Consider the following 22,067-nt stretch of genomic DNA (forward strand, 5'->3'; position numbering starts at 1 on the left):
CCCTGCCGCGAGCTAAAGGAAGCGCTCAATGAACAAGGTGGGCAACATGAACAAAGTAACATTTCCCAACGCCTGCCAGCTGATGCGCTGGCATTTTCACCCGATGGGCTTCGAGGGCAGCATGGACGCCCCCGGCAGCATGATCGCCCGCCTGTTCGACCGGGCCAGCGGCGAGACGTTGATCGCTATCGCGGGGATTCCGTGCGCTACGGTGATGAACGCGGCTGATGTGGAGCGCATCATCGAGGCCGTGGAGGATGAATTGGAGAGTTTCGTGCCGCCGGTTTCGTTGCGGGCGTGAGGCGGGGCTAACCGCCCCACTCTGACGGTAACCACGATGCGAAGCGAGTCGCTCTTGATCTGCTTTTGATCTCAGGCGCCCCGTTCCAACTGTGTCGCCTGTCAGGCCGCCGTCGCGAGCAAGCCCGCTCTCACAGTTGGATCGTGGAGTGTCAGGTAGATAGGCGTCGGCTGTCAGGCCGCCATCGCAGGCAAGCCAGCTCCCACATGTTCGATCCCGTGTTGTCAGGTAGAGACGCGTCGGCTGTCGGGCTTTTATCGCAGGTCAGCCAGCCCCCTTCGGCGCACGCTGATCATCAAAAAACACCTTCCTGCCATCCACCCGCTCAGACGCCCTGGGCACATTCACGCCTTGGCCTTCCGGCTTCTCCACATACCAATAGCAATGGCTGACCGCCCGGGTGATCCCCACATAGGCCAGGCGCAACACCTCGTCTCTCTGGGCATTGTCATAAGGCTCACTGTCGCCATCCTTACCCAAGCCCGCCATGCGATAGACCTGATTCTTGTACGGCGAGCTGGTGACATGCTGACAATCGCCCAGCAAAAACACCGCATCCGCCTGCAAGCCCTTGGCACTGTGATAAGTCAGCTGTTTAAGCCTGCGCGCCTGAGGCGCCGAGCTAGAATCCACATTAACTACAGACTGAATATGCTCTTGAATCAATAACTTATCGCTACTTTTTCGATAAAGCATCAGGATTGAATCGCCCCGCTGATAGTGCTCGAGCAACCGCTGCCCCAGTGCCGCGTCGTCACGTTCCAACACCGTGACGGGCACCAATGCCTTGGGCTCGCCACTGGCCTTGGCCTTCTTGCCCGGGATGGCCGGCGCGCTACGGACGATATGTTCGGCAGCGTCGATGATGTGCTGGTGGCTGCGGTAGTTCTCGCCCAACATCACGCGGGTGGTGCTGGGCGAAACAAACTCCTTGTTGAACTCCATGAAGTACTTGGGCGAGCTGCCGCGCCAGCCATAGATGGATTGCCAGTCATCCCCCACGCACAGCAAGGATGAGCGTTGGGCTGCGCGCCCGACGTGCATGGCCGGCCCACGGCTGCGGATTTCGCGCAGGCTGGCGCGGATCCAGGACACGATCTGCGGCGATACGTCCTGGAATTCATCGATCATCAAGTGCGACATCGGCCGCAACAAGGGATCACTCAGCAGCTTGAGGTTCTCCGGGGTGTTTTCGCCAAACAGCGAGAACATCCGGTTGTAGGTCATGATCGGCGGCGATTGTTTCAGCAGGTGATCTTCCAGCGCCTTCCAGAAAATGCTCAGGGCCTCGAAGAACAGCCGATCCGGGTCGTCCTTGGCAAAACTCATCTGGCCAACCGCCGTGGGGACATCCAGGCCGAGGTTCTCGATAAACCCGGCTGCCATGACAAAACTGTCCAACAGGGGCGCCGAGGCGAGTTCGCCTTTAACCTTGTAATCGAAGCCTGGCCCGGCCGTGGCATCGCCGCCCAGACTGCTCAAAAGGCGCTTTGAAGATTCGTAATTATCCAGCCATATCAGTGGCTTATTACAGAAAGCTTGAAACAACGTGCGCTTTACTGCCCATTCTGCACGCACCGAGAGTTTCGAATTCGGCCGACTGATCTGCGGGTTTTCACGCCCATCGAACCCCAGTACCACCCAGGCGTCCAGCTCCGGGATGTAGCCGTGGCAATGAAATCGCGCGCCGTTGATTTCAAAGGTCTGACGGCTGGGTTCGATACCTTTGATCGGCCAGGCACCGGCGCGAAACCACAGGTCCTCAATCACATCACAGAGTTCTTCATCGCGCTTGGCGGCCAATTCAGTCACGGCCATACGCTTTTGCACGTCAGGATGATCGCGCTCCAGCTCCTTGAGCTGAAGGCTATGGCGGGCCAAGGGTGCAATCAACTCGCGAAAACGCTGATGGCGGCCATACAAGCGGTGATAACAAGCGTTCATCTGCTGGCGCTGGGCGTCACTGATACGCAGGTCGAAGGCGTTGCTGTCGGCGTCTTCAAAACCACCGCTGAGGTTCTCAAAGGCCTGCAGCCGCTCAAAACCCGGCAGGCTGCGCACCATCGGCAGGATGCGCGAATGAAAGGTGCGCACCAGCGCCTGGGCTTCCTTGCTGCCAAGGGGTTGGCCCCACAGGTTGAGAATTTCCATGAGTTTGTTGATAAAGTCCTTGCGCGACTCGCGGGTGAACGTCACCACAGTCATCGAACTCAGTTCAAAGCCCAGGTAATGGCTGAGCAGCAGGATGCGCAGCACCAGGGACGTCGACTTGCCAGCGCCGGCCCCCGCAATCACTGAGGTCGAGGGGGTGTCGCTGAAGATCATCTTCCATTGCGCCGCGCTTGGCTGCGCATGGGCTGGCAGCAGGCGCGCGACATCGGCCTTCATGCGCTTCTTCACCTCTGCGGTGAGCGGCAATCGCCAATCGTCGAACAGGCTGTCATCTATGCCTGGCGCACGGTGCTCATCGGGGCGAAAGTCACGAATCAGCAGGACTTGTCGGCCCTCCTCGATGCCATCAGCCCTACCCTCACGGTAACCGTACTCAACGCCCGCCTCATGCCCACTGCGAAAGCCGTCGGCCTGGCCATGCAACCAGGAAAACCTGTGCTGCGCACGCAAACGGGTGAGGCCATGGCCGAACAGGCGCGCGGCAAGCCGCTTCAACAGCGGCATTTCAGCCAAGGGGCGCAGTTCGGGGGGTAGATCAGGCTGTTGTTGCGACACGCGGACTCCTGCGGTGAGCTTGTTTTGACCAAGCCGTCATGGTCGCCGGAAACGCCGCTCAGTTCCAGCCAAATGCTTTGTTGTCATGCAGTTAGGCGATGAAGTGAAAGTGAACACCGGGGTTAAACATCGAATAAATGAATCATAAACAGGCATTTTTTACGCTTTTTCTCGATCATGCGCTGCTGGATGATAGGTTCATCAACAGGAGACGATCATGCTTGAACTTCGACCTTTCAACACACTGGGCGGCGCCCACCATGGCTGGCTTGACGCTCATCACCACTTTTCCTTTGCCGAATACCACGACCCCCAGCGCATGCACTGGGGCAACTTGCGGGTGTGGAACGACGACATCATCGCCCCCGGCAGCGGCTTTCCCCAGCACCCGCACCGCGACATGGAAATCATCACCTATGTGCGCGAAGGGGCCATCAGCCATGCCGACAACCTGGGTAACAAAGGCCGCACCGAAGCCGGCGACGTGCAAGTAATGAGCGCGGGCACCGGCATTGCCCACAGCGAGTACAACCTGGAGGCCACGCCGACCAAAATCTTCCAGATCTGGATCATCCCCAATGAAGCCGGCTTGCCACCGTCCTGGGGCGCCAAACCGTTTCCACAAGGCAACCGCGAGGGCTTTGTAACCCTGGCCAGCGGCAAGGCTGGCGACAGTGAAAGCTTGCGAATTCGTGCGGATGCACGCTTGGTGGCAGCTAACCTGAAAGCTGGAGAAAGCGCGGAGTACCGGCTGGACAGTGGCCGCCGGGCGTACCTGGTGCCCGCCACGGGCGTGATTGACGTCAATGGCGTGCAGGCAAAGGCGCGAGATGGTGTGGCGGTTGAGGATGAACAGGTATTGCGGGTAACGGCGATTGAGGACAGCGAAATCGTGCTGGTGGACCTGGCCTGATCTCAACTCTTGTTGCTATCTAATGTGGGAGGCGGCTTGCTCCCTCCCACACTTCTACCGCATGAGTGTCAGTTATTGGCTGATTGCACCATCAACCAACACCTGCGCCTCCTCCACCAGTTGCTTGAGGTGCTCTTCGCCAACGAAACTCTCGGCGTAGATCTTGTAGATGTCCTCAGTGCCCGAGGGCCGTGCGGCAAACCAGCCGTTTTCGGTCATGACTTTCAAGCCGCCAATCGCCTGGTTGTTGCCCGGCGCATGGCTGAGGATCTGCTGAATGGTCTCCCCGGCCAATTGCGTCGACGTGACCTGCTCCGGCGACAGTTTGCCCAGCAGGGCTTTTTGCGCTGGAGTGGCTTTGGCATCCACACGGATAGCGAACGGCTCACCGAGGGCATCGGTCAGGCCGCGGTAGATCTGGCTGGGGTCCTGACCTTTGCGCGAGGTCATTTCGGCGGCCAGTAAGGCCGGGATAAGGCCGTCCTTGTCGGTGCTCCACACGCTGCCGTCCTTGCGCAGGAACGAGGCACCGGCGCTTTCTTCGCCGCCAAACCCCAACGACCCTTCAAACAAGCCATCGGCAAACCATTTGAAGCCCACTGGCACTTCGTACAGGCGACGACCAATACGCGCTGCGACGCGGTCGATCAGGCCGCTGCTCACCACGGTCTTGCCTACGGCTGCATCGGCGCGCCAGTCCGGACGGTTCTGGAACAGGTAGTCGATGGACACCGCCAGGTAGTTGTTGGGCGCCAGTAAACCTCCGGAAGGCGTGACAATGCCGTGGCGGTCGTGGTCCGGGTCGCAGGCGAAGGCAACGTCGAAACGCTCCTTGAGCCCGATCAGACTTTGCATGGCGTAGCTGGAAGACGGGTCCATGCGAATCTGGCCGTCCCAGTCGACGCTCATGAAGCGGAAGGTTGCGTCGACCTCGGTATTCACCACCTCCAGGTTCAAGCGGTAGTGCTCGGCAATCGCCGACCAGTAGCGCACCCCTGCTCCGCCCAGTGGGTCCACGCCCAAGCGCAGGTCGGCGCTGCGGATCGCGTCCATGTCGATCACATTGATCAGGTCGGCCACATAGCTGTTGAGGTAGTCATGGCGATGGGTGGTGTCGGCCTTGAGCGCCTGGGCGTGAGTGATGCGCTTGACCCCGGCCAGCTTGTTGGCGAGCAGTTCGTTGGCCTTGGCTTCGATCCACTTGGTGACATGGGTATCAGCCGGGCCACCGTTAGGCGGGTTGTACTTGTAGCCGCCACTTTGCGGCGGATTGTGGGACGGTGTAATCACAATGCCGTCCGCCAGGCCGCTGGTACGGCCGCGGTTGTAGCAGATGATGGCGTGGGAAATCGCCGGCGTCGGCGTGTACTCGTCGCCCTCGGCCAGCATCACATGCACGCCGTTGGCCGCCAGTACTTCCAAGGCGCTGGCACCGGCTGGCGTCGACAATGCATGGGTATCCAGGCCGACAAACAAAGGGCCAGTGATGCCCTGCGCTTCGCGGTACAGGCAGATGGCCTGGCTGATAGCCAGCACATGCCACTCGTTGAAACTCAGTTCAAACGAGCTACCGCGGTGCCCGGAAGTACCAAAAGCCACACGCTGAGTGGAGATCGCTGCATCAGGCTGGCCGGTGTAGTAGGCCGTGACCAGTCGCGGGATATCCACCAGCAACTGGGCTGGCGCCGGTTTGCCCGCAAAAGGACTGATAGTCATGCATAAACCTCGAAAAGAAGGATTCGGAAAAAATGACAGTTTACTGGGACTTGGACTACTGCGCGACGGTATCGATCCGACGATCTAAAGAGAAATTTCACACACTACTCAGTCTGCGCCTGCCGTAGTGACTGCGCCAGCGTATCCAGGGCGATGTCCAGGTTGGGATGGCCGCTGAAGGTATGGCTCAAGCGCATATGCTGGTGATGTAAACCACTGAGGCTGAACAGCTCGCCGGGGGCAATCACTACCTGCTGGGCGAGCATGCGCTGGAATACCAGGCGCATGTCCACCGGCGCCATGGACTGCAACCAGAAACTCGCCCCGGCCACGGGCATGCGGTAGTGCACACGCCCTTGCATACGCGCATCCAAGCGGTGACTCATGGCGTGCGCCTGCTCATGGAGGCGCTGGCGCAACGTCTGCAGGTGCTGGTCGAACCGACCGCTTTCGTACAGCCGGGCAATGGCGCGTTGTCGGATAGCGGACAATCGAAACGAACGCAGTAAGAATTGGCGCTGCAATTCACTGCTCATCTGCTGCGCCAGCAGGTAACCAAAGGGCGCCTCCGGGCCCAACACCTTTTCGAACGAAGAAAACACAATCAGCCGCTCTGGGTTGACCAGGCCGCGCAAGGCCGATCCGGGCGGCGCAAAGCTCAGGTCACCAAAGGTATCGTTCTCCAGCAACCAGCAGCCGTGCTGGTCGAGCAGACGCGCTACGTGCAGCCGCTCGGGCTCGGTCATGGCGTTCCCCGAGGGCATGCTGACCACGGACGAGAGCAGCACCAAGTGCACCGGCTCATGGCGCAGCAGGTGCTCAAAAGTGGCCAAATCGGGGCGGCCGTCGGCGCGCCAAGGCCATTCAATGACCCGCACACCTGCGGCCTGTAGCAGGCGCAACACCAGGTAATCGCAGGGAGATTCAACCACCACCACGGTGCCTTTAAGGCCCAGGGCATCAATCAAGATGTCCAGTACACCTTGAAGGTCGGCCCCCACATACACCTCATCCGCTTGCCAACAACGGGTGGGCGACGAGGTATAGCGTGCGGCCAAGGCGGCGCGCAACTCCCACACACCACAGGGTTGCGAAGGTTGCAGGTGATGGGGATACCGGCGTACCAGTTGACGTTCCAGCGCCAGCAACGCGCCATCCAGCGACCCCAACAGCGCCGGTTCATCGCCACTGAGCACCACCATCGCCGGGCGCCGGGCGGCCGTGTACAAACGCTCGAGCAAGTCTGTACCCGCCATAAGGGGCGCGTTTGCAGCCACGGGCCAGGCGAAGTAGCCGGACTTGGCCACCGAGTACACTCGTCCTTCCTTTTCCAGCAACGAATAGGCGTACTGAATCGTCGAGATCGACACATTCATGCGCGTCGATAACTGCCGCAGGGAAGGCAGTTTCACTGGCGTTTCCCGGCTGACTTCGTTGATCAGATTGATCATGTAGCGGTACACCGCCTGATAGGCAAAGTCTACTTGCCGCTCCCCCCGAAGGTTCATTGTTGATCACCGGCTTTGATTGGCGAATACACGCTGCTAACGCCCCGACACTTGGGCGATGCGCACCTTGGGCCGCGCCAGCGTTTGTTTGCATACCCGCATGCCGCGCCCTCCCAGCAGCGGGCGCTTACGATACAGGTGCTGCAACAGCGGCAGCGGCAGCCCACTGGTATCCACTAGCCACTGGTGCAGGATGTCCGCAGCGGGTTTGCCCTGTAGTGCCTTGTGCAGTTCAGGAAGTGCCACCAGCATGCCGGGATGGCATTGACGCAAGAAGCTCTCCAACCGTTCGCCATGTTGAACGAAGGGCGCAAACAACAGGCACGTCAACTGGCTGTCGTCCAGGCCGGAGAACTCCTGAATGTAGGCGGTGGACAGCAACTGCCCCTCTGGCCCTGACGCTTCTTTGATCAGCGCGACCGGTACTTGCCTGCGGTGCAGGAAGTCTGCCGCACGCCGAACAAACCCCGCGACGCCATGTTCGTAGGACAGCTCACGCAGACACTGGGCCTGCACGCCGTGCAAATGCGCCATGAGCAATGGGTTGGGATAGGCGGGATGGCTGAAATGGAACTCGAACGGGTCCCGTTTGTAGGCGAGGAACCCGGTGAGCAGTGGCGCATGGGCGACATCGGCGTCCTTGAGCAGATCAGCGATGCCGATATAGGCCAAATGACGATGCCCGCCCCGGCCCGGACTTTCGTTGCCGGCATAGTGCTCGCCATAGAGGTCGCGGTAGCACCCCACGCTCCATTCCTCCATGCGTGCAAACCACCCATTGAGCGACGATGGCTTGCCGGGCGCAAATGCAAGGCCGGTCGCCAGCGCATTTTTTTTCAGCCACGCGATGTATTGGCTTTGCTTGCGCACTGAATCACCGCTGACCAGGGCATGCACGCCGCCGTTCCAGGTAGCGACCCGCTGGTAGAAATCGCCCAGGGCCAGGAGCGTGTCATCGCACAGGGCGGCGCGGATATCGCCGGACGTCAGGTGCCCAATCATCAGTTTGTTACGCTGGCTGATTTCCCGAGCGGCACTGGACGCCGGGCGCTGATGGTTGAACGGCAGCACCTCATGGTTTTCCACCATCAACAGCTCTACCCGTGGGTCGTCATGGAAGAACAGCGCTGCGTAGCCCTGATTCAGGCAGTCGAGCGTTGCTTGAGTCATACCCGCATGCCGCAATGTTGCCACCCGTATCTGAAAAGTCTTGGGCGAGCGGCCGGCAATGGTCAGTTGCGCCGCACGCAGCAACGCGAGGGTGTAGCTGCTCACTTCGCCGCCACCGTGGGCGATCAGTACTTTGTAATTGCCCACTTGTTCCATGCCGCCTGCGGCCACCACGATGCGCTGAACGAGCAATTGAAGTGACGTTCGTTCGGCACGCGTAAAGTGCCCGATTAAACGTTGCAGAACTTGCTGGTAAACATAGCTCATGGCTTGTTCATGAATAGTGCTCATCGTTCTACTACCCGAGTTGAAATATCAGTTTCAAGCAACTACCAAACAGCGTTGCTCGACTTATTACATCTGTAGGCTTGTCATCCAGTGCGCAGCACAAGTTTGAGTCAACATTAGCACCTTGCAACAAAAGCGCAGGTGAGAGCATTGAGGGGGCCTATGGCCGCCCCGCCGGAGAATCCAGCGCCTGCGCGGGCTCTAGCGAAATAGCTATTAGCCTTAGGAATGTTCCGACAACGTCCTACACTGTTTTAACTAAGCAATTAGAGAATTGTCCGACAAATATTAATCACCTGCGCACCTTGGGTGCGCGTAAAGCAAAAGGGCATTCGTTTTGCACTTGCCGGGAAAAACAATCCGAGCCTCGTTAGTTCTGAAGGTGCGTGACGCAACTGCCGTGTAATCAATCATGGCTCAATCCTTGAGATAACAATGAAGACTCAATTATCGGCACTCAAATAATGATTAACAGATACAGAACAGCGTCAAAAAGCAGCTCAGATGAGCTGCCTGCCCAACTTAAATGACGCCCACACACAAGCGCCGCACTGGATTTCAGGGCGGCGCAAGGCAATAACAGTATTGTTTACGGGGCAGAACGCCCCTGCGGCGGCTCAACCCCGGTGCGGGTTAAGCCCTGTCAAATGGCGCATTTGCCTCATCAGCTCAGGCGCCAGCGTATTCATTTGCGAATACTCCTACAGCTCAAACAGCTTCAACCTGCAACGCCACCCGTTCGCGGCACGGGCATTCGTCCATGTATCGGTGCGCTTCGACGAACTGACTGAATGGAAATACCGTAGTCTTCAGTGGGACAAGCACCCGGTCGGCTGTCAGCTGGTTGATATCGCGCAACGCGCGCTGCAACGCCACGTGATCCTGGATAATGCCCAACTCCGGCTTGCCGGTGAAGTTGCCGATACAGTGCACAAAGAACTGAATGTTCTTCTGGAACGCCGCACAGGCCGGGAATGGCGTCTGGTTGCCACCTTGCAGGCCATACAGCACCAGGCTGCCGCGCGGCGCCAGGACGTCCCCGAGCAGCGACATCTGCGGGCCACCCAGGCCATCGAACACTACGTCGACGCCCCGGTTGTCGGTGAACTTGTTGATCTGCATCAGCAGGTCTTGTTCTTCGGTCACGATGACTTTTTCTGCCCCGAGGGACAGCAGGTATTCACGTTCAGCACTGTCTTTGGTGGCGGCAATCACCCGCACACCCAGGGCCTTGCCCAACTGCACAAACGAAGGGCCGGCACAGTGGCTGGCATCGGTCACCAAAGCGAACTGGCCGGGTTTGACCCGCGCCAGGTCCATGTAGGCAAAGTACGCAATCAGCAGTGGCGTGTAGTGCACGCTCGCTTCAATCGGACTCAAGACATCCGGATAACGGGTCAGGGCCGAACGGGGCAAGACGATCTGCTCGCCATACACCGGGTAATCATTGGGGCTCTCGGCCGGAAAACTGGCCACTTTATCGCCCACCGCCAGGTCATCCACGCCGTCGCCGAGGGCAACCACAACCCCGGCCATCTCATGGCCCAGGCCAGAAGGCAGGCGTGCATGGGAAGACGCCAGGTTCTGGCGCCACAGGATGTCGTACCAACTGATGCCGATCGCGTCGACACGCACCTGCACTTCGCCCGGTGCGGGCTGCGCGGCCGCATGCTCTTCGCATTTGAGCACCTCGGCCGGACCAAACTTGTGAAAACGGATCGTGCGGGACATCGCAAACCTCGTCAAAGTAACCTCTAATGCCATGAACTTTATCTGGGCTTTGGGGGTAAGACCACCGGTCACCATTAATAGTCGACATGCCTGTCATTGATTCCGCGAAGGAGGAACACCCCTCAACTATCGTAGGAAAAATCAATTAGCCGGTGCAGAGTACCAGCCTTTCCCCGTAAGATTCATGCCGGTCATCCCTCTGAATCGAACCTCAGGGGTTGCTACGTGACCGCTCACATCAAGTTTGCTGACTCTTCCAGGACACAAGATGAACCGTAACGACCTGCGTCGTGTCGACCTTAACCTCTTGATCGTATTCGAAACCTTGATGCATGAGCGCAGTGTGACCCGCGCCGCCGAGAAATTGTTCCTCGGCCAGCCGGCCATCAGCGCAGCGTTGTCACGCCTGCGCGGGTTGTTCGATGACCCCCTGTTCGTGCGCACCGGGCGCAGCATGGAACCCTCGGCCCGCGCCGTGGAAATCTTCGCCCTGCTCTCCCCGGCCCTGGACTCGATCTCCACCGCCGTCAGCCGCGCCGCCGAATTCGACCCGGCCACCAGCACCGCCGTGTTTCGCATTGGCCTGTCCGACGACGTGGAATTCGCCCTGCTCCCGCAACTGCTCAAACGCCTGCGCTCCGAAGCCCCCGGCATCGTGCTGGTGGTACGCCGCGTCAACTACATCCTGATGCCCGGCCTGCTGGCCTCCGGTGAAATCTCCATTGGCGTCAGCTACACCGCCGACCTGCCCGCCAACGCCAAGCGCAAGGTGCTGCGCCGCAGCCTGCCCAAACTGCTGCGCGCCGACAGCGTACCGGGCTCGCTGAGCCTGGATGACTTCTGCTCACGGCCCCACGCGCTGGTGTCCTTTGCCGGCGACTTGAGCGGGTTTATCGATGAAGAGCTGGAAAAACTCGGCCGCAAGCGCCACGTTGTACTCGCGGTGCCGCAGTTCAACGGCCTGGGTACGTTGCTGGCGGGTACGGACATTCTGGCCACTGTGCCGGATTATGCGGCGGAAGCGCTGACCTCGGCGGGTGGGTTGCGTGCCGAAGACCCGCCGTTGCCGGTGCGCTCGTTTGAGCTGCATATGGCGTGGCGGGGTTCGCAGGATAATGACCCGGGGGAGCGGTGGTTGAGGTCGCGGATTCAGATGTTTTTTGGCGACCCTGACAGTCTTTAGGCGTCGTCTGGCAGGCTGTTCGGCTGATCATTTCTGCCTTTCCACAAACCATGGAGCTCCATTCACTTCCAGTGGATTGCTACATCAGCCGGGTCGTACTGCCACTGAAACGCGTCCAAAAGGACCGCAGCCCCCCTTATGCCTTCGATGGGCTCATCCATCACTTGGCCGGGTGTATCGATGGCCTGGGCTGGGTGCTACCCAGGTTGGGATGGCCGATAAGCAGCAGAGTGAATAACCTGCAACCGGCTAGCTCAAGGTTAAACCACGGGCTTGCGCCTCGAAAGCAAGCCCGTATCCCCTCGCGCTTGCGCCTTAACGCCTCAATCAGGCCCGGCAAATGATTGGGCGCAGCCAAGCATCGCGGTTTCTGGTGCGCAACCACAGGTGGACCTGCGCATGATCGGCGTGTTGTGGCTCGGCATCTACGGCAATCAGGCAGTTCCCGGCATCAATCGATTTACCCATCAAAATATCGCGTTTGATCAGGAGCGTGTCACCATCCCCCGGTAGTTCGTAGCAACCGTCGAGGGTCGACACGAACCACTGGCGCTGGAACCGGGTGATGCCCAGAGGCTCACCGGGTACATGTGCAATGGTGCGGGTCACGTCACCCGCAACGCTGACGACCGAACCGCCCGCCGCAATGGCCCACAATTCCCCTCTAGGACCTTCGACACCGGCAATCATATTGATGAACGCGCCGGCCTCAGTCGGCCATGGTCCATCAATTCGCTGCCAAGTCTTGCCCACCGGCCGACGCAGGATCAGGCCCGCATACCCCAGCGCGTATATTGCGTCTTGCGTCTGGACCATGTTATTGACACCACCCAGCGTTCCGACAACATGATCGTCGTGTTCAAGGCGAGCAACATCGCCCGATGTCCAACGATACAACCGGCGGCTGAACGTACCGATCAACAAGCCATCGTTCGCCCAACACAGGCATTCAGCAAGCTCGACGTTCTGGCCATCCGTGGTCACATAACCCAGTGTGCGGGAGTACCACTTATCGCGCGCGTTGAGCTGTGGATGGGGCGTAACCTGCCGCCATCCAGCCACCTGTCCAAGGCTGGTGTTAGTGATCAGCTCATCTTCGCTAGTGATCGCCCAGACTTGGCCGTCGCTATCACTGACGATGGCCTGGATGGCATCTGGAACCCAAACCTGTGGTTGCAGGCGTAAATGCTCACCGCCCAGTTCCCCCCTGATAATCCAGGACGATGTATGACCGCTTTCGTCCGACACGTGCACGGCAAACCAGGGCACCCCGGCGGCCATTGTCAGGTCGGCAAGCTGGTAGCGCCGGGCGCCATGGGCGGGTGATGGGTTTATGTTGTCGCTCATGTCACAGGCACCGGTTGTTGGGTCACTGTAGAAGGTACGTCGTAGAACAAAGGCAACTCCCTGTCCATTGGCCAGCCGGCCGCCGTGTAGAACTCACGCGCCTCAATCAGGAGCACCATGGCGACAGCGCGGCCGACACTTTTGCGTTCATTCCACGTCATGAACCCTGCCTGCGCCAAGGCAAAACCTTTGACGTTGAAACGTTTGAATTCATCCGAGTTGGCAAGGCCACTGTTCCTGACGGCCACATCCACCCCCAGATCCGCGGTGGTGTAGACATGGGTCATCCACTCAAGCACATGCTCCAGGTACTCGCCAGTCGTTGGGTTTTTCGCGGGCAGTGTCGGATCGCCGCGCAGCCGTTTGCGTGTGTGTTTCTGGGCGTCCGTCACAAATTTATGCTGCGATCCTCTATTCTGTGAATCCTGCATAAACGTCGCGTAGCTCTGGTCAAGGCTGAAAGACTGTCCCCTGTGCAGTGACCCTCGCAGTGCCTTGTCGGGGATCAAGTGATCGGCATCGTAGCCACGATAGATATTCAACACCTGGGCGTTGGCCGCGGACTTGACCTGGGAAATGATTTTGTAGCCGCCCGCCAAGGTGGGCATGCGTAGCAGTTCACGCATCGCTTGCTTGGTGCTCGCATCGAGCGCATCGGTGCGCCATTCGAGCCCATTGATTTTATTGGCCAACGCGACCGTGGCTTCGATTTCCGCACGCAGCACGTCTGCCTGTAGCGGGTAGGCCGCTTCAATGACGCTGGGCCGCAGGTCCGATACGCTGTACGCCGGGTTGGACAGGATTCTGGAAATCACCTCGCGCGCTTCACGCTCACTCAGTGTGTGCCCATCAGTACGCGGGTAGGTAATGCCCGCGACGTCGAATGAGTCAACGAACGTATGCTGTTGCGCTTGGTGCGCAGCGACGAACGCTGCTTGGGCAACGGCGTCCGAGGGGTCGCGCAACGCGGCCTCATAAGCGTTTCGCATCAGGGCCATGGCGGCAAAACTGCTATTCATCGGCAGTGCCCTCCGCGCGCGTGGTCGACGTATTGCCACGTACCAGATCATCGATGTGCTTGCCGAATGTCGAGGGCCTACCATGTCCACGCGCTTGCATCCACGCCAATAAATGATCGACTGTCGGCTCAAGCAGCGAGCGGGTGCGCATGCCGTGGTCTTGCACTATCACTTGCAAGCGAGGGCTTTGCTCATCGAGCACTGCTTCCATCTCTGCCGACGCCCAATTGCGCGTGTGCTGGTGCAGGCCATCGGGGTCCAGCGCAAACCAACCTGGGTAGCGGCCCGGTTTGCCTGTTATCACCTCGACACCAATTTCAACCTGCCGGATAGCCGGTTTACCCGGCCACGTCAGAGGGTAAATCCGGCGTACAGTCTGAAACTGTCCATCTCGCAGGGAAGAGGCCAACATCAGTTTGGACATCAGGTCGTAAAGTTGCCGCTGCCTCGGGGTAAGCGCGGCCATCTTGGGGCTGTCGCCCTCCAGGCTGATGTCCAGAGGCACCAGTGCTCCGTGGGCACCGCTGCGGCCGCCGCCCGAAACCGGGTGGGTTTGCGCGCCAGGCACGGGATCATCGTCGTGCTGCTCGGCCACAGCGGGTGGAGGAGAACCGGCAGGCGCGCGCCACGTATTCAGCTCGACGGCGGGCTGCAGGGAAAACAGTGCGACCTCAGCGCCTTGTGCATCGACCGTTGGTGCATAAGGGCCCGCAACCGGATGCGCGCCGCACTGATCATCAAACTGCGCCGCCCAGGTGTGCACGAACGCAAGGTAGTCCGCCTCCCCTGCATCGGGCAATTGGGACAGGTGAGTCAGCGCATCATCAAAGGCCATCAACAGCGCATTGGCGCTGATTGTGTTCAGCCAAGGGTTGTTCAGCACCTTATCTGCCTGGCGCCGTCCGGACTCGGTCAGGAACAGGCGCCCCTGCGCATCCAATGCAGCCCAACCATTGTCGTTCGGTGCTGACTCGGGCTCGTCCTGCCCCTCGCGCATCTCATACAGTTTTTGCAACGTGCTCATGGTGCTCGACGGCATCCAGCCAAATCGCCTGAACGCCTCTTGCAGGACCAGGTTAGTGCCCAGGCTTTGAGCAGGTGCCAGCAGCAAGTCCTCATGCTCGAGCAGGCAAGGTGTCGATGAAACCACCGCGTCGCTCAGTTGGCCGATCAAGGTATGAACGTTCTCTGTGCGGTCACTGCCCCACGCGCGCCAGGCTTCGCTGCCGCGCCGCACCATCAAGCGAGCCGGCACGAGGGTATCGTTCACTTTCAGGTTTATCGCGACACCCAACCGTTTACCGGGCAACCCTGGGGAGTCACCATGGCCCGCCAGTACCCTGAGCAAGGGCCCCTTGACCCGTCCGCCTCCGACAATACCGTGACGCATGTAGACCGAGCCGATGAGGTTGTCCAGCACCCGCTGGGCAATGGCTCCATATGCCAAGCCCATATTCAAGGCCCGGCAAGCGCTGCCAGCTCGCTCGTCGGCGGTAGCGCCCTCGACCTGTACACACCGACCCTCCTCAAATGATCGGGCCATTTCGGGGGTGGTCAATGCATGAAACCTTACCCGGCGCACCCTCTGGATATGCATGAACCACGGTGCTTCCTTGAGTACTTGGATCATGTGCCAGGCGATCGCTTCGCCTTGGGCATCATCGTCCGTCCCCAACACCAGTTCAGTGCATTGCAGTAAACGGCTGCCGGTATTGCGTAGGGACGCCGCCAGGTCACTGCCCTCGCGCTCGCTCAATTGCCAGTGCGGTTTGAGCCCATCACGCCAACTGATCGCACCGGGGCCTGGGAGATCACGAATATGACCGCCACAGCCGAACACCTGAGTACCGCCAGGTACCAGTTCTTGAATGATTTTCGCCTTGTGCAAGGACTCGACAACCATAAGCGTAGCGGGACCGAGCTTGCACGCTGGCACCCGCGGGGCGCAGGTGAGCCGCTCATGCACTGGCTCACGCACACCGGCCAAGCATCGTCCTACCACAGCCGAAGGCAAATCATTGTTCGGGTCCATCGCCTGCTGGGAAAAAAACAGATCGGAATGGCCAAACATAATGAAGCTTTTCTGCGCACGACTGATCGCTACGTTGAGCAGGCGCCCATCGTCACGATCGATAAACACCCGCTCACGATGATTGGTATCAGTTCGACGGCTGGCGCGGCTTTCCCGATTCACGGCACTGAATAACACCACAGGTTTCTCCGCTCCTTGAAGGGTATGAACCGTGCCGATGGTCAAACGCTCACTCAGGTCAGCGTCATCAGGATCGAGTTCTTCGCGCACCCGACGCTTTATCGCTTCGACCTGGCCTCGAAATGGCGTGACGACCGCGACAAGTTTTTCCAACCCTATCGGCTGCTCCGGGTGGCCTTCGAGCCTGGCGGCCCACTTCGCCAGGCGCGGTCCGTGCTCTTTAAGCCAGTCCACGATGGCCTTGGCTTCTCCAGGGTTGGACCATGAGTCGCCTTTGCAGGGCTCATCGTTCGGGCCACCGGTCTGATAGAACCCGAGCGGCGGTAGCGGGAACGTTGCCTTCATGCGTTTGCGCAACTGCATTTCAGCTTCGCCCTCGAGCAAGGGCAACTCGGCATCCGCGAACAGCCCTGCCAGCGGGTTAGGCACTTTGGGCTCCAACTCTTTGCAGAGCAACCTGCCCTCGGCATCACGGTCGTGATCGTGGTACAGCAAATCAATACACACATTGATGATCGACTCTGCACAACGGTAGTGCTCCCGCAGGAGCAGCCCGTCCCGTAGCCGTCCGTCCGGCATGGCCTCGGCAAACGATGCCCCGGTTGCGGCAAGCTTCATGATTGAACCCGTGGCGGAGTCCGCGCCACGCACGAGCAAGGCGCCCAAAGACGACGGATCGGCCCAACGGTCCTGCACCTGGCGCGTATCGACCTCGGGTGTTACCGAAGACACGGGGGAGAGCTGCTTCATATCGCCGACCACCACGGCTTTTTTAGCCAGGCTAAGCACCGGCACACCCAGCTCCGGCGCAGCCTGCCCCGCCTCATCGATAATCAACAAATCCAGGAACGCGAACAGCGGCCTACGGCCCTCTCCCAGTAACCGTGGAGCGCTATGCAAGGTGGCGACAATGCACGGAAACAGCATGGCTGCGTGCCTGAGTGCGTTCCTTCGGCTGCCAGGCTCGGGGGTTGCGATCACACTGGCCAGCCAACGCGTCTCCCAGTAACGCGCGGCCAACTGGAAAATAATCGGCCGCCACACCACGTCCAGCAATTTCTGCTGCTGCGCCTGGCGCGCCTCGGGGGTTGCGGCCACGCGCAAATCCGCGAGGATGTCGATGGCCCAGGAAGATGCCCATGCCTCACTGGGAAAGCGCGCAGCCAATTCACCGGGCTCGATCAACGCGTCGATGTCAGCCTGACGCTCGATTGCCGAGGCCAACCCACTGTGCAATACCTGGGTCAGCGTGTTCAAGTGCTCGCAGAGGGTCGACGCCGTAGGCGTTGTCGAAGCACTCTTCTGCATGAGATAGATAAAACGCGTGGCATCACTGACCTGATGTTTCTGCTCAACGCTAAACAACGCATTGAACAACTCTGGCAGCTCGCGGAAGGCATTTTCAAAGTGCCGCGCCAAAGCAAGGGCTGCCGCAACACCATCTTCGTATGATTGCTTGAGGCTGGAGGTCCCGACGCCCAAGATGCGCAACTGCTTTTGCCGGATTTCAAGCGTGGTGAACTTGCTGCGATGGGTTTTCCCCTTGGCCTTGGACGGTGCGCTGGCGGTGAAACCCAATAGTGGCTTGCCCGTAGGGTCCAACCAACGACGTGCCAGGGCATGCTTCCTGCCTACGGCACCATTGAACGTGCCCATCACATTCTCGACACTCTGGTTGGTCGCCCCGCACACAAACGTGACGGGGCAATGTTTGCGGTTATCGTAAGCCGCCAACACCCATTGGTTGGCGATCATCGCACGCAGCATGGCCGTCTTCCCTGTGCCCGGCGGCCCACTGACTGCAACCACCCCGACCTGCTCACCCAACCGGCCGAGGGCGTGCAATGCGCGGCGCTGCGATTCGTTCAAAGGGTCTGCGCCGCGATTGACGTCTGGCTTGTCGAGGTGTGTGGCCTTATCGACCATGGCCACGTGCCGCATCGTCACCTGCGGCGCTGCCATGCCGCCTGCCTGGACAGCCGAACGGTGTCGTCCGGCGCCTATAAGCTGCTCCAGTGCGCCGATGGACGGCGCATTGGGGATCGCTTCATACACGTTGGCGAGCGCACGTGTTGCATAGCCAGGCTGTCGCGGCACCGCAATCCATTGCCCCGTGATCGGCGCCATTCCCGTCTCAACCCCATCCGCTTGAACGCGGGCGAACAAGGCAAAACAGGCGTCGACATAACTGCTCAAATTGGCGCTTTGGCTCAACGTCGCGAGAAATAGCTTGAGCTCGTCGCGATAGCAATCGAAGTGGCCAATGGCCGGCGGCAGGTCGTTGGCCGCCATCAATGGCTGCGGTTCAAGCCATTGGCGGACCACACGCGGCCGGCAATCGTTGGGGTCGCGTGGTAGGCATATTTGGTTTTTGTCGTTCAGGTCGAAAGGAAACCAGAACGCGATATTCAGCCGGTCGGGCTTGAGGCGGTTTTTTTTCGCGCCCGGCGCAGGCTTTTTATCCGGGTCGGGCCACGTGACCTGGACCTCTTCGCTTGATGAGGTGGTTTGATGGAACACCAGCGCCATAGGAATACGCGGATCGTCATCCGGCTCGTCCGCCTCCTGCGCACCCTCTGCGTCGTCCTCTGAGGCCTCAAGCGCCTGCGCCTGCTGTTTTCGCCGGGCCTCTGCGGCACGCTCAGTGAGAATGCCCAGTGCCAGCGCCCGACGCTTGCCAAAACCGAGATTGAAGTTGGGCCAGGCCAGCCCCGCGAAATTTGTCACCGGGATGCGGACATCGGTGGCTTGGAGGCCACCCAAGTCATCGGCAATCAACGCTCTGTGCCAGTAGTCCAGCACATTCGCGGGCAAACTCCCGACGGGTCCTGCCTGAGGGTCCACCTCCATCGAGTGCAGAACCTGTTCCTTGGAGACCGCTACAGCAGCAAAATCCTTGCGCAACCGCTTGCTCAAGTCCATGAGACGCCTAAACATTTCTTACACCCTTTAAATCCGAACGGCATACGAAGAATGGCTCGTAGCGGCCAACAATGATGGCCGCTTGCCTTGATCACTGCAATTCAAGCCGGGTACGTATAGTTAACGAGTGACCTGTTCAATGCTATACAACACGTGTTTAGGTCAAACGCACTGTCAATCACCCGAGACTTTCCCGCCCATGCACGGACGCCCCCTCCTCATCGCGCTATTCTTCACCGGTACTGCCATGGCCGCAGAACCCCCCCTCTACTCCTACGACGCCCCCCCCACCGATGGCTTCATGTATGCCGTGCGCTATCAGCAAGCCAAACTGGCCTGTGGTCCGCTCCCCGACGATCTCGAGGCGGACTATGCTAAAGCGATGCGGCTGACTGGCGAGGCCAGCCCTGCGTTTAAAGCTAGCTATGCACAGCGCTTGGCAACCCTGCCAAAGTGGAGCAAACCGGCGTCGCCTGAAGAACAGGCGCTTGCGTGCGAACAAAGCCAGCACACCTTGCGCGTAACGGTGCAGCTCGCCCGGCAATGGTTTCCCGGTGGCTGGTAGCCACGTGTTTTAACCCATTGATCGGCCCATTGATCGGCATAGGTATCTACACAACGATTGGACCTGACCACTCCAGCGGCGCAGAGCCGTAGGCCCAACGTCCATAGATGCACAGACGTCGGAACTGAGCAGCTATCATCAAGCACCATGCTTGCAGCACGTTGCTTGAACTCGCGGGTGTAGGTCTATCGCTCTTGCAAACCTCCTGATTGGGCGAATCATATCGCCCGTAAGAGGTGTCCGGGATCATTAGGCCAGTTCAAGCACAGAACCGATACGAATTCCTGTGGCACTACGCGCTCAAGCCACCGTGTTACACCACCTGCTGGACCTGATCCGCTTCAGGCTCTAGCGCATCCACAGTAGCGACATTGTTGGTGATACCGAAAGGAATGTGCACGGATGGAGCAACTGCGCTAGTCGATCTAAGGTGCCCTGATTGGTCATCGAAAAAGATGTGTGGTTTCAATACACCTAAAATTTTTCCTTTCTCGATGCCGCCTAGGAAGAATGCGTCATTGGCCATGACCCCCCAACTCTTAAGTGTATTCATCGCACGCTCATGAGACGGAGCATTGCGGGCTGTGACGATCGAGACGCGTATGCGGTTTTCGTATTCAGGATTGAGCTTTTTGTGCTTCTCCTCGACCGACTGGATTTTGGATATCCGCACCATGAATTCCTTCAGCGGCCCAGGGTTATGGGGCTGCATGACATTCTTCACTTCGTGCGCATGGAATTCAGACAATCCAGAGGCCTGCATGATTGTTTCGGACTCATCGCCAGCGAGCACGCCGTCAAAGTCGAATGCGATGCGTAGGGTTTTATCAGTCTCGTCGTCTTCAAATTTTGAATCGAGAACTTGGCCAGCCGGATACCCGGCCCTGATAGCCGCTTCCACGTCTTTTTTGTCACCCGACAAAAATAAAGCGATATTCAGTGCTGGTATGTATTCATAAGGAGATTTTCCCTGCATGAAAATCGCCCTTGTCATCCCAAGCCCGTAGTGCTCGATAGTCTTCAGTACGCGCAGCCCAGTGTCGGGATCATTGCGCGAAAGAAGTATCACCTCGACGAGCGGATCCGTAGGATCGACGCTCAGGTCATTCACTGACAGCAAGCGCTTGATGAAGGGGAACGCTATCCCCTTAGGAAGCGGGACGTGAAGATTTTTTTGCTGAAACTTGCGGTATTCCTCCTCCCCCTGACTCTGAAACACTGCGTCCGATGCCAGCAAATCAAACACAGCGCTGGAAGCGACGCCGATCACTAGGCGATTTTCTAACTCGTAGGGCATTGGAACCTCTCTTGATGCCTCTAAACGCAAATATTGATGGGCATCGAACATGCCGATCGATTTCAGGGCGGATCGAGAAGCACACATCGCACGCCTCCTCCCACGCACAGTCAGGCATATCAATCTTCAAATCAATCTGCCGGTTGCTTTCATTATGGAAGGATGACTTTGAACCTTGCTGATTGGCGCCGAGTCAGCCGTCACCTGATCGCCGGATGTCGGCCCCAAGCTATTCTCCTGAGCGAAATTGGCATAATATGCCAACATCAAAAGTACCTGTTTGCACAGAACTGGAGCTAGTTATGGCGACGCGAAACGTTGTGCTCACCCCTCACCAGGAACAGGTTATCCATGACTTGGTGCAGTCCGGCCGTTATCAGAATGCCAGCGAAGTGATGCGAGAAGGTTTACGTTTATTGGAGCAGCGCGTCGCCGAAGACACCGCCAAAATTGAGGCACTGCGTCAGGCGACCTCGATCGGCATCATGGATCTTGAGCACGGGCGCTTTACTCAGGTGAACGAGGGTGATCTGGAGCACTACCTCGAGAGCTTGAGCCTGGAGGCAACCCTCCCAGCGAGAGAGAAACACTGAGCATGCCGCAGTATAGGATCTCCAACGCGGCTCGTGCCGACATTGTCGACATCCTTAGGCTCTCCCAGACGCAGTTCGGCGATCAAGCACGCCAGCGCTACCAGGCGCTGATCCTCGCGGCGCTGCAAGCGCTTGCCGACACGCCTTATCCCATTGGCAGCCACGACCGCGATGAACTTGCACCGGGCCTTCGCAGCTATCACCTCATCTATTCACGCCAGCAGACCAAACACCCCCATGGAACAGTCAAAAGCCCACGCCATATCGTGTTCTATCGTGTGACAAACGACGACGTGATCGAGGTCGTCAGACTCCTTCATGACGCCATGGAAGTGCAGTTGCACTTGCCTAACGACTGATCAGCGACCTGGCCCAACGGCTTAACTGGCCAGGAATAGCGAAGTCCGTCGGAGATCGCCACTTGCGATCACTCGCACACTCGGTATGAATGGGGGCAAAAGTGGGGGCAAACAAACGTGTTATCGACCTGAAAACATTGTCCTAGAGCCCAGTCAAAATGCTTTTGGGCATCCGGATAGCCTTTGCTAATCATGTTACGCCGGCCTGTTAATGGT

General features: G+C 59.0%; 15 protein-coding genes. 6 read left to right on the top strand and 9 right to left on the bottom strand.

Annotation, left to right across the window (positions count from 1 at the left end):
- Window positions 1-28: 28 nt before the first annotated feature.
- A complete protein-coding gene (locus RHM69_RS05755; RefSeq protein ID WP_014718395.1) occupies window positions 29-301 on the top strand; it encodes a DUF1652 domain-containing protein in 273 nt (90 codons plus the stop codon).
- A 264-nt stretch (window positions 302-565) separates the two neighbouring features.
- Here RHM69_RS05755 and RHM69_RS05760 read toward each other — a convergent pair whose 3' ends face one another.
- On the bottom strand, window positions 566-3,028 hold the full coding sequence (locus tag RHM69_RS05760; RefSeq protein WP_200599186.1) for a UvrD-helicase domain-containing protein: 2,463 nt from the start codon (window positions 3,026-3,028) through the stop codon (window positions 566-568).
- Window positions 3,029-3,245: 217 nt separating this feature from the next.
- Between RHM69_RS05760 and RHM69_RS05765 the strand changes: the two genes are divergently transcribed.
- On the top strand, window positions 3,246-3,941 hold the full coding sequence (locus RHM69_RS05765; RefSeq protein ID WP_014718393.1) for a pirin family protein: 696 nt from the start codon (window positions 3,246-3,248) through the stop codon (window positions 3,939-3,941).
- Between the two features lie 72 nt (window positions 3,942-4,013).
- On the opposite strand, the gene pgm is transcribed toward RHM69_RS05765, so the two are convergent.
- The 4 genes from pgm to RHM69_RS05785 all read right to left on the bottom strand — a co-directional run bounded on the left by pgm (window position 4,014) and on the right by RHM69_RS05785 (window position 10,354).
- Complete coding sequence (gene pgm, locus RHM69_RS05770; protein WP_014718392.1) at window positions 4,014-5,657, bottom strand: phosphoglucomutase (alpha-D-glucose-1,6-bisphosphate-dependent); 1,644 nt, start codon at window positions 5,655-5,657, stop codon at window positions 4,014-4,016.
- Window positions 5,658-5,761: 104 nt separating this feature from the next.
- Window positions 5,762-7,165, bottom strand: coding sequence for a PLP-dependent aminotransferase family protein (locus RHM69_RS05775; protein WP_014718391.1), 1,404 nt, complete (start codon window positions 7,163-7,165; stop codon window positions 5,762-5,764).
- Between the two features lie 36 nt (window positions 7,166-7,201).
- Window positions 7,202-8,626: a hypothetical protein gene (locus RHM69_RS05780; protein ID WP_172832665.1), complete on the bottom strand. Its 1,425-nt coding sequence runs from the start codon at window positions 8,624-8,626 to the stop codon at window positions 7,202-7,204.
- 705 nt (window positions 8,627-9,331) lie between these two features.
- Entirely contained in the window at window positions 9,332-10,354 is a 1,023-nt protein-coding gene (locus RHM69_RS05785; RefSeq protein ID WP_014718390.1) for a zinc-dependent alcohol dehydrogenase family protein, read from the bottom strand.
- Window positions 10,355-10,622: 268 nt separating this feature from the next.
- Between RHM69_RS05785 and RHM69_RS05790 the strand changes: the two genes are divergently transcribed.
- Window positions 10,623-11,537, top strand: coding sequence for a LysR family transcriptional regulator (locus RHM69_RS05790; protein WP_014718389.1), 915 nt, complete (start codon window positions 10,623-10,625; stop codon window positions 11,535-11,537).
- Window positions 11,538-11,864: 327 nt separating this feature from the next.
- Here RHM69_RS05790 and RHM69_RS05795 read toward each other — a convergent pair whose 3' ends face one another.
- The 3 genes from RHM69_RS05795 to RHM69_RS05805 are packed head-to-tail and all read right to left on the bottom strand — an operon-like array spanning window position 11,865 to window position 19,052.
- Window positions 11,865-12,884, bottom strand: a complete 1,020-nt coding sequence (locus RHM69_RS05795; RefSeq protein ID WP_102666178.1) for a hypothetical protein — start codon at window positions 12,882-12,884, stop codon at window positions 11,865-11,867.
- Complete coding sequence (locus RHM69_RS05800; RefSeq protein WP_102666177.1) at window positions 12,881-13,903, bottom strand: hypothetical protein; 1,023 nt, start codon at window positions 13,901-13,903, stop codon at window positions 12,881-12,883. Before RHM69_RS05800 ends, RHM69_RS05795 begins: the two co-directional genes overlap by 4 nt.
- Entirely contained in the window at window positions 13,896-19,052 is a 5,157-nt protein-coding gene (locus RHM69_RS05805) for an AAA domain-containing protein (protein WP_200599187.1), read from the bottom strand. The genes RHM69_RS05800 and RHM69_RS05805 overlap by 8 nt, the downstream gene beginning before the upstream one ends.
- A 232-nt stretch (window positions 19,053-19,284) precedes the next feature.
- Between RHM69_RS05805 and RHM69_RS05810 the strand changes: the two genes are divergently transcribed.
- Complete coding sequence (locus tag RHM69_RS05810) at window positions 19,285-19,602, top strand: hypothetical protein (protein ID WP_200599188.1); 318 nt, start codon at window positions 19,285-19,287, stop codon at window positions 19,600-19,602.
- 313 nt (window positions 19,603-19,915) lie between these two features.
- Here RHM69_RS05810 and RHM69_RS05815 read toward each other — a convergent pair whose 3' ends face one another.
- A complete protein-coding gene (locus RHM69_RS05815) occupies window positions 19,916-20,899 on the bottom strand; it encodes a 5'-nucleotidase (RefSeq protein WP_166406210.1) in 984 nt (327 codons plus the stop codon).
- A 302-nt stretch (window positions 20,900-21,201) separates the two neighbouring features.
- On the opposite strand from RHM69_RS05815, the gene RHM69_RS05820 reads away from it, so the two are divergent.
- Window positions 21,202-21,492 (top strand): type II toxin-antitoxin system ParD family antitoxin, encoded by a 291-nt coding sequence (locus RHM69_RS05820; protein WP_032891975.1) that lies wholly within the window; start codon window positions 21,202-21,204, stop codon window positions 21,490-21,492.
- Between the two features lie 2 nt (window positions 21,493-21,494).
- Window positions 21,495-21,851, top strand: a complete 357-nt coding sequence (locus tag RHM69_RS05825) for a type II toxin-antitoxin system RelE/ParE family toxin (RefSeq protein WP_102666174.1) — start codon at window positions 21,495-21,497, stop codon at window positions 21,849-21,851.
- Window positions 21,852-22,067 lie beyond the last annotated feature (216 nt).

This window comes from Pseudomonas sp. CCI1.1 (genome assembly GCF_034348165.1).
GTDB lineage: Bacteria > Pseudomonadota > Gammaproteobacteria > Pseudomonadales > Pseudomonadaceae > Aquipseudomonas > Aquipseudomonas paracarnis.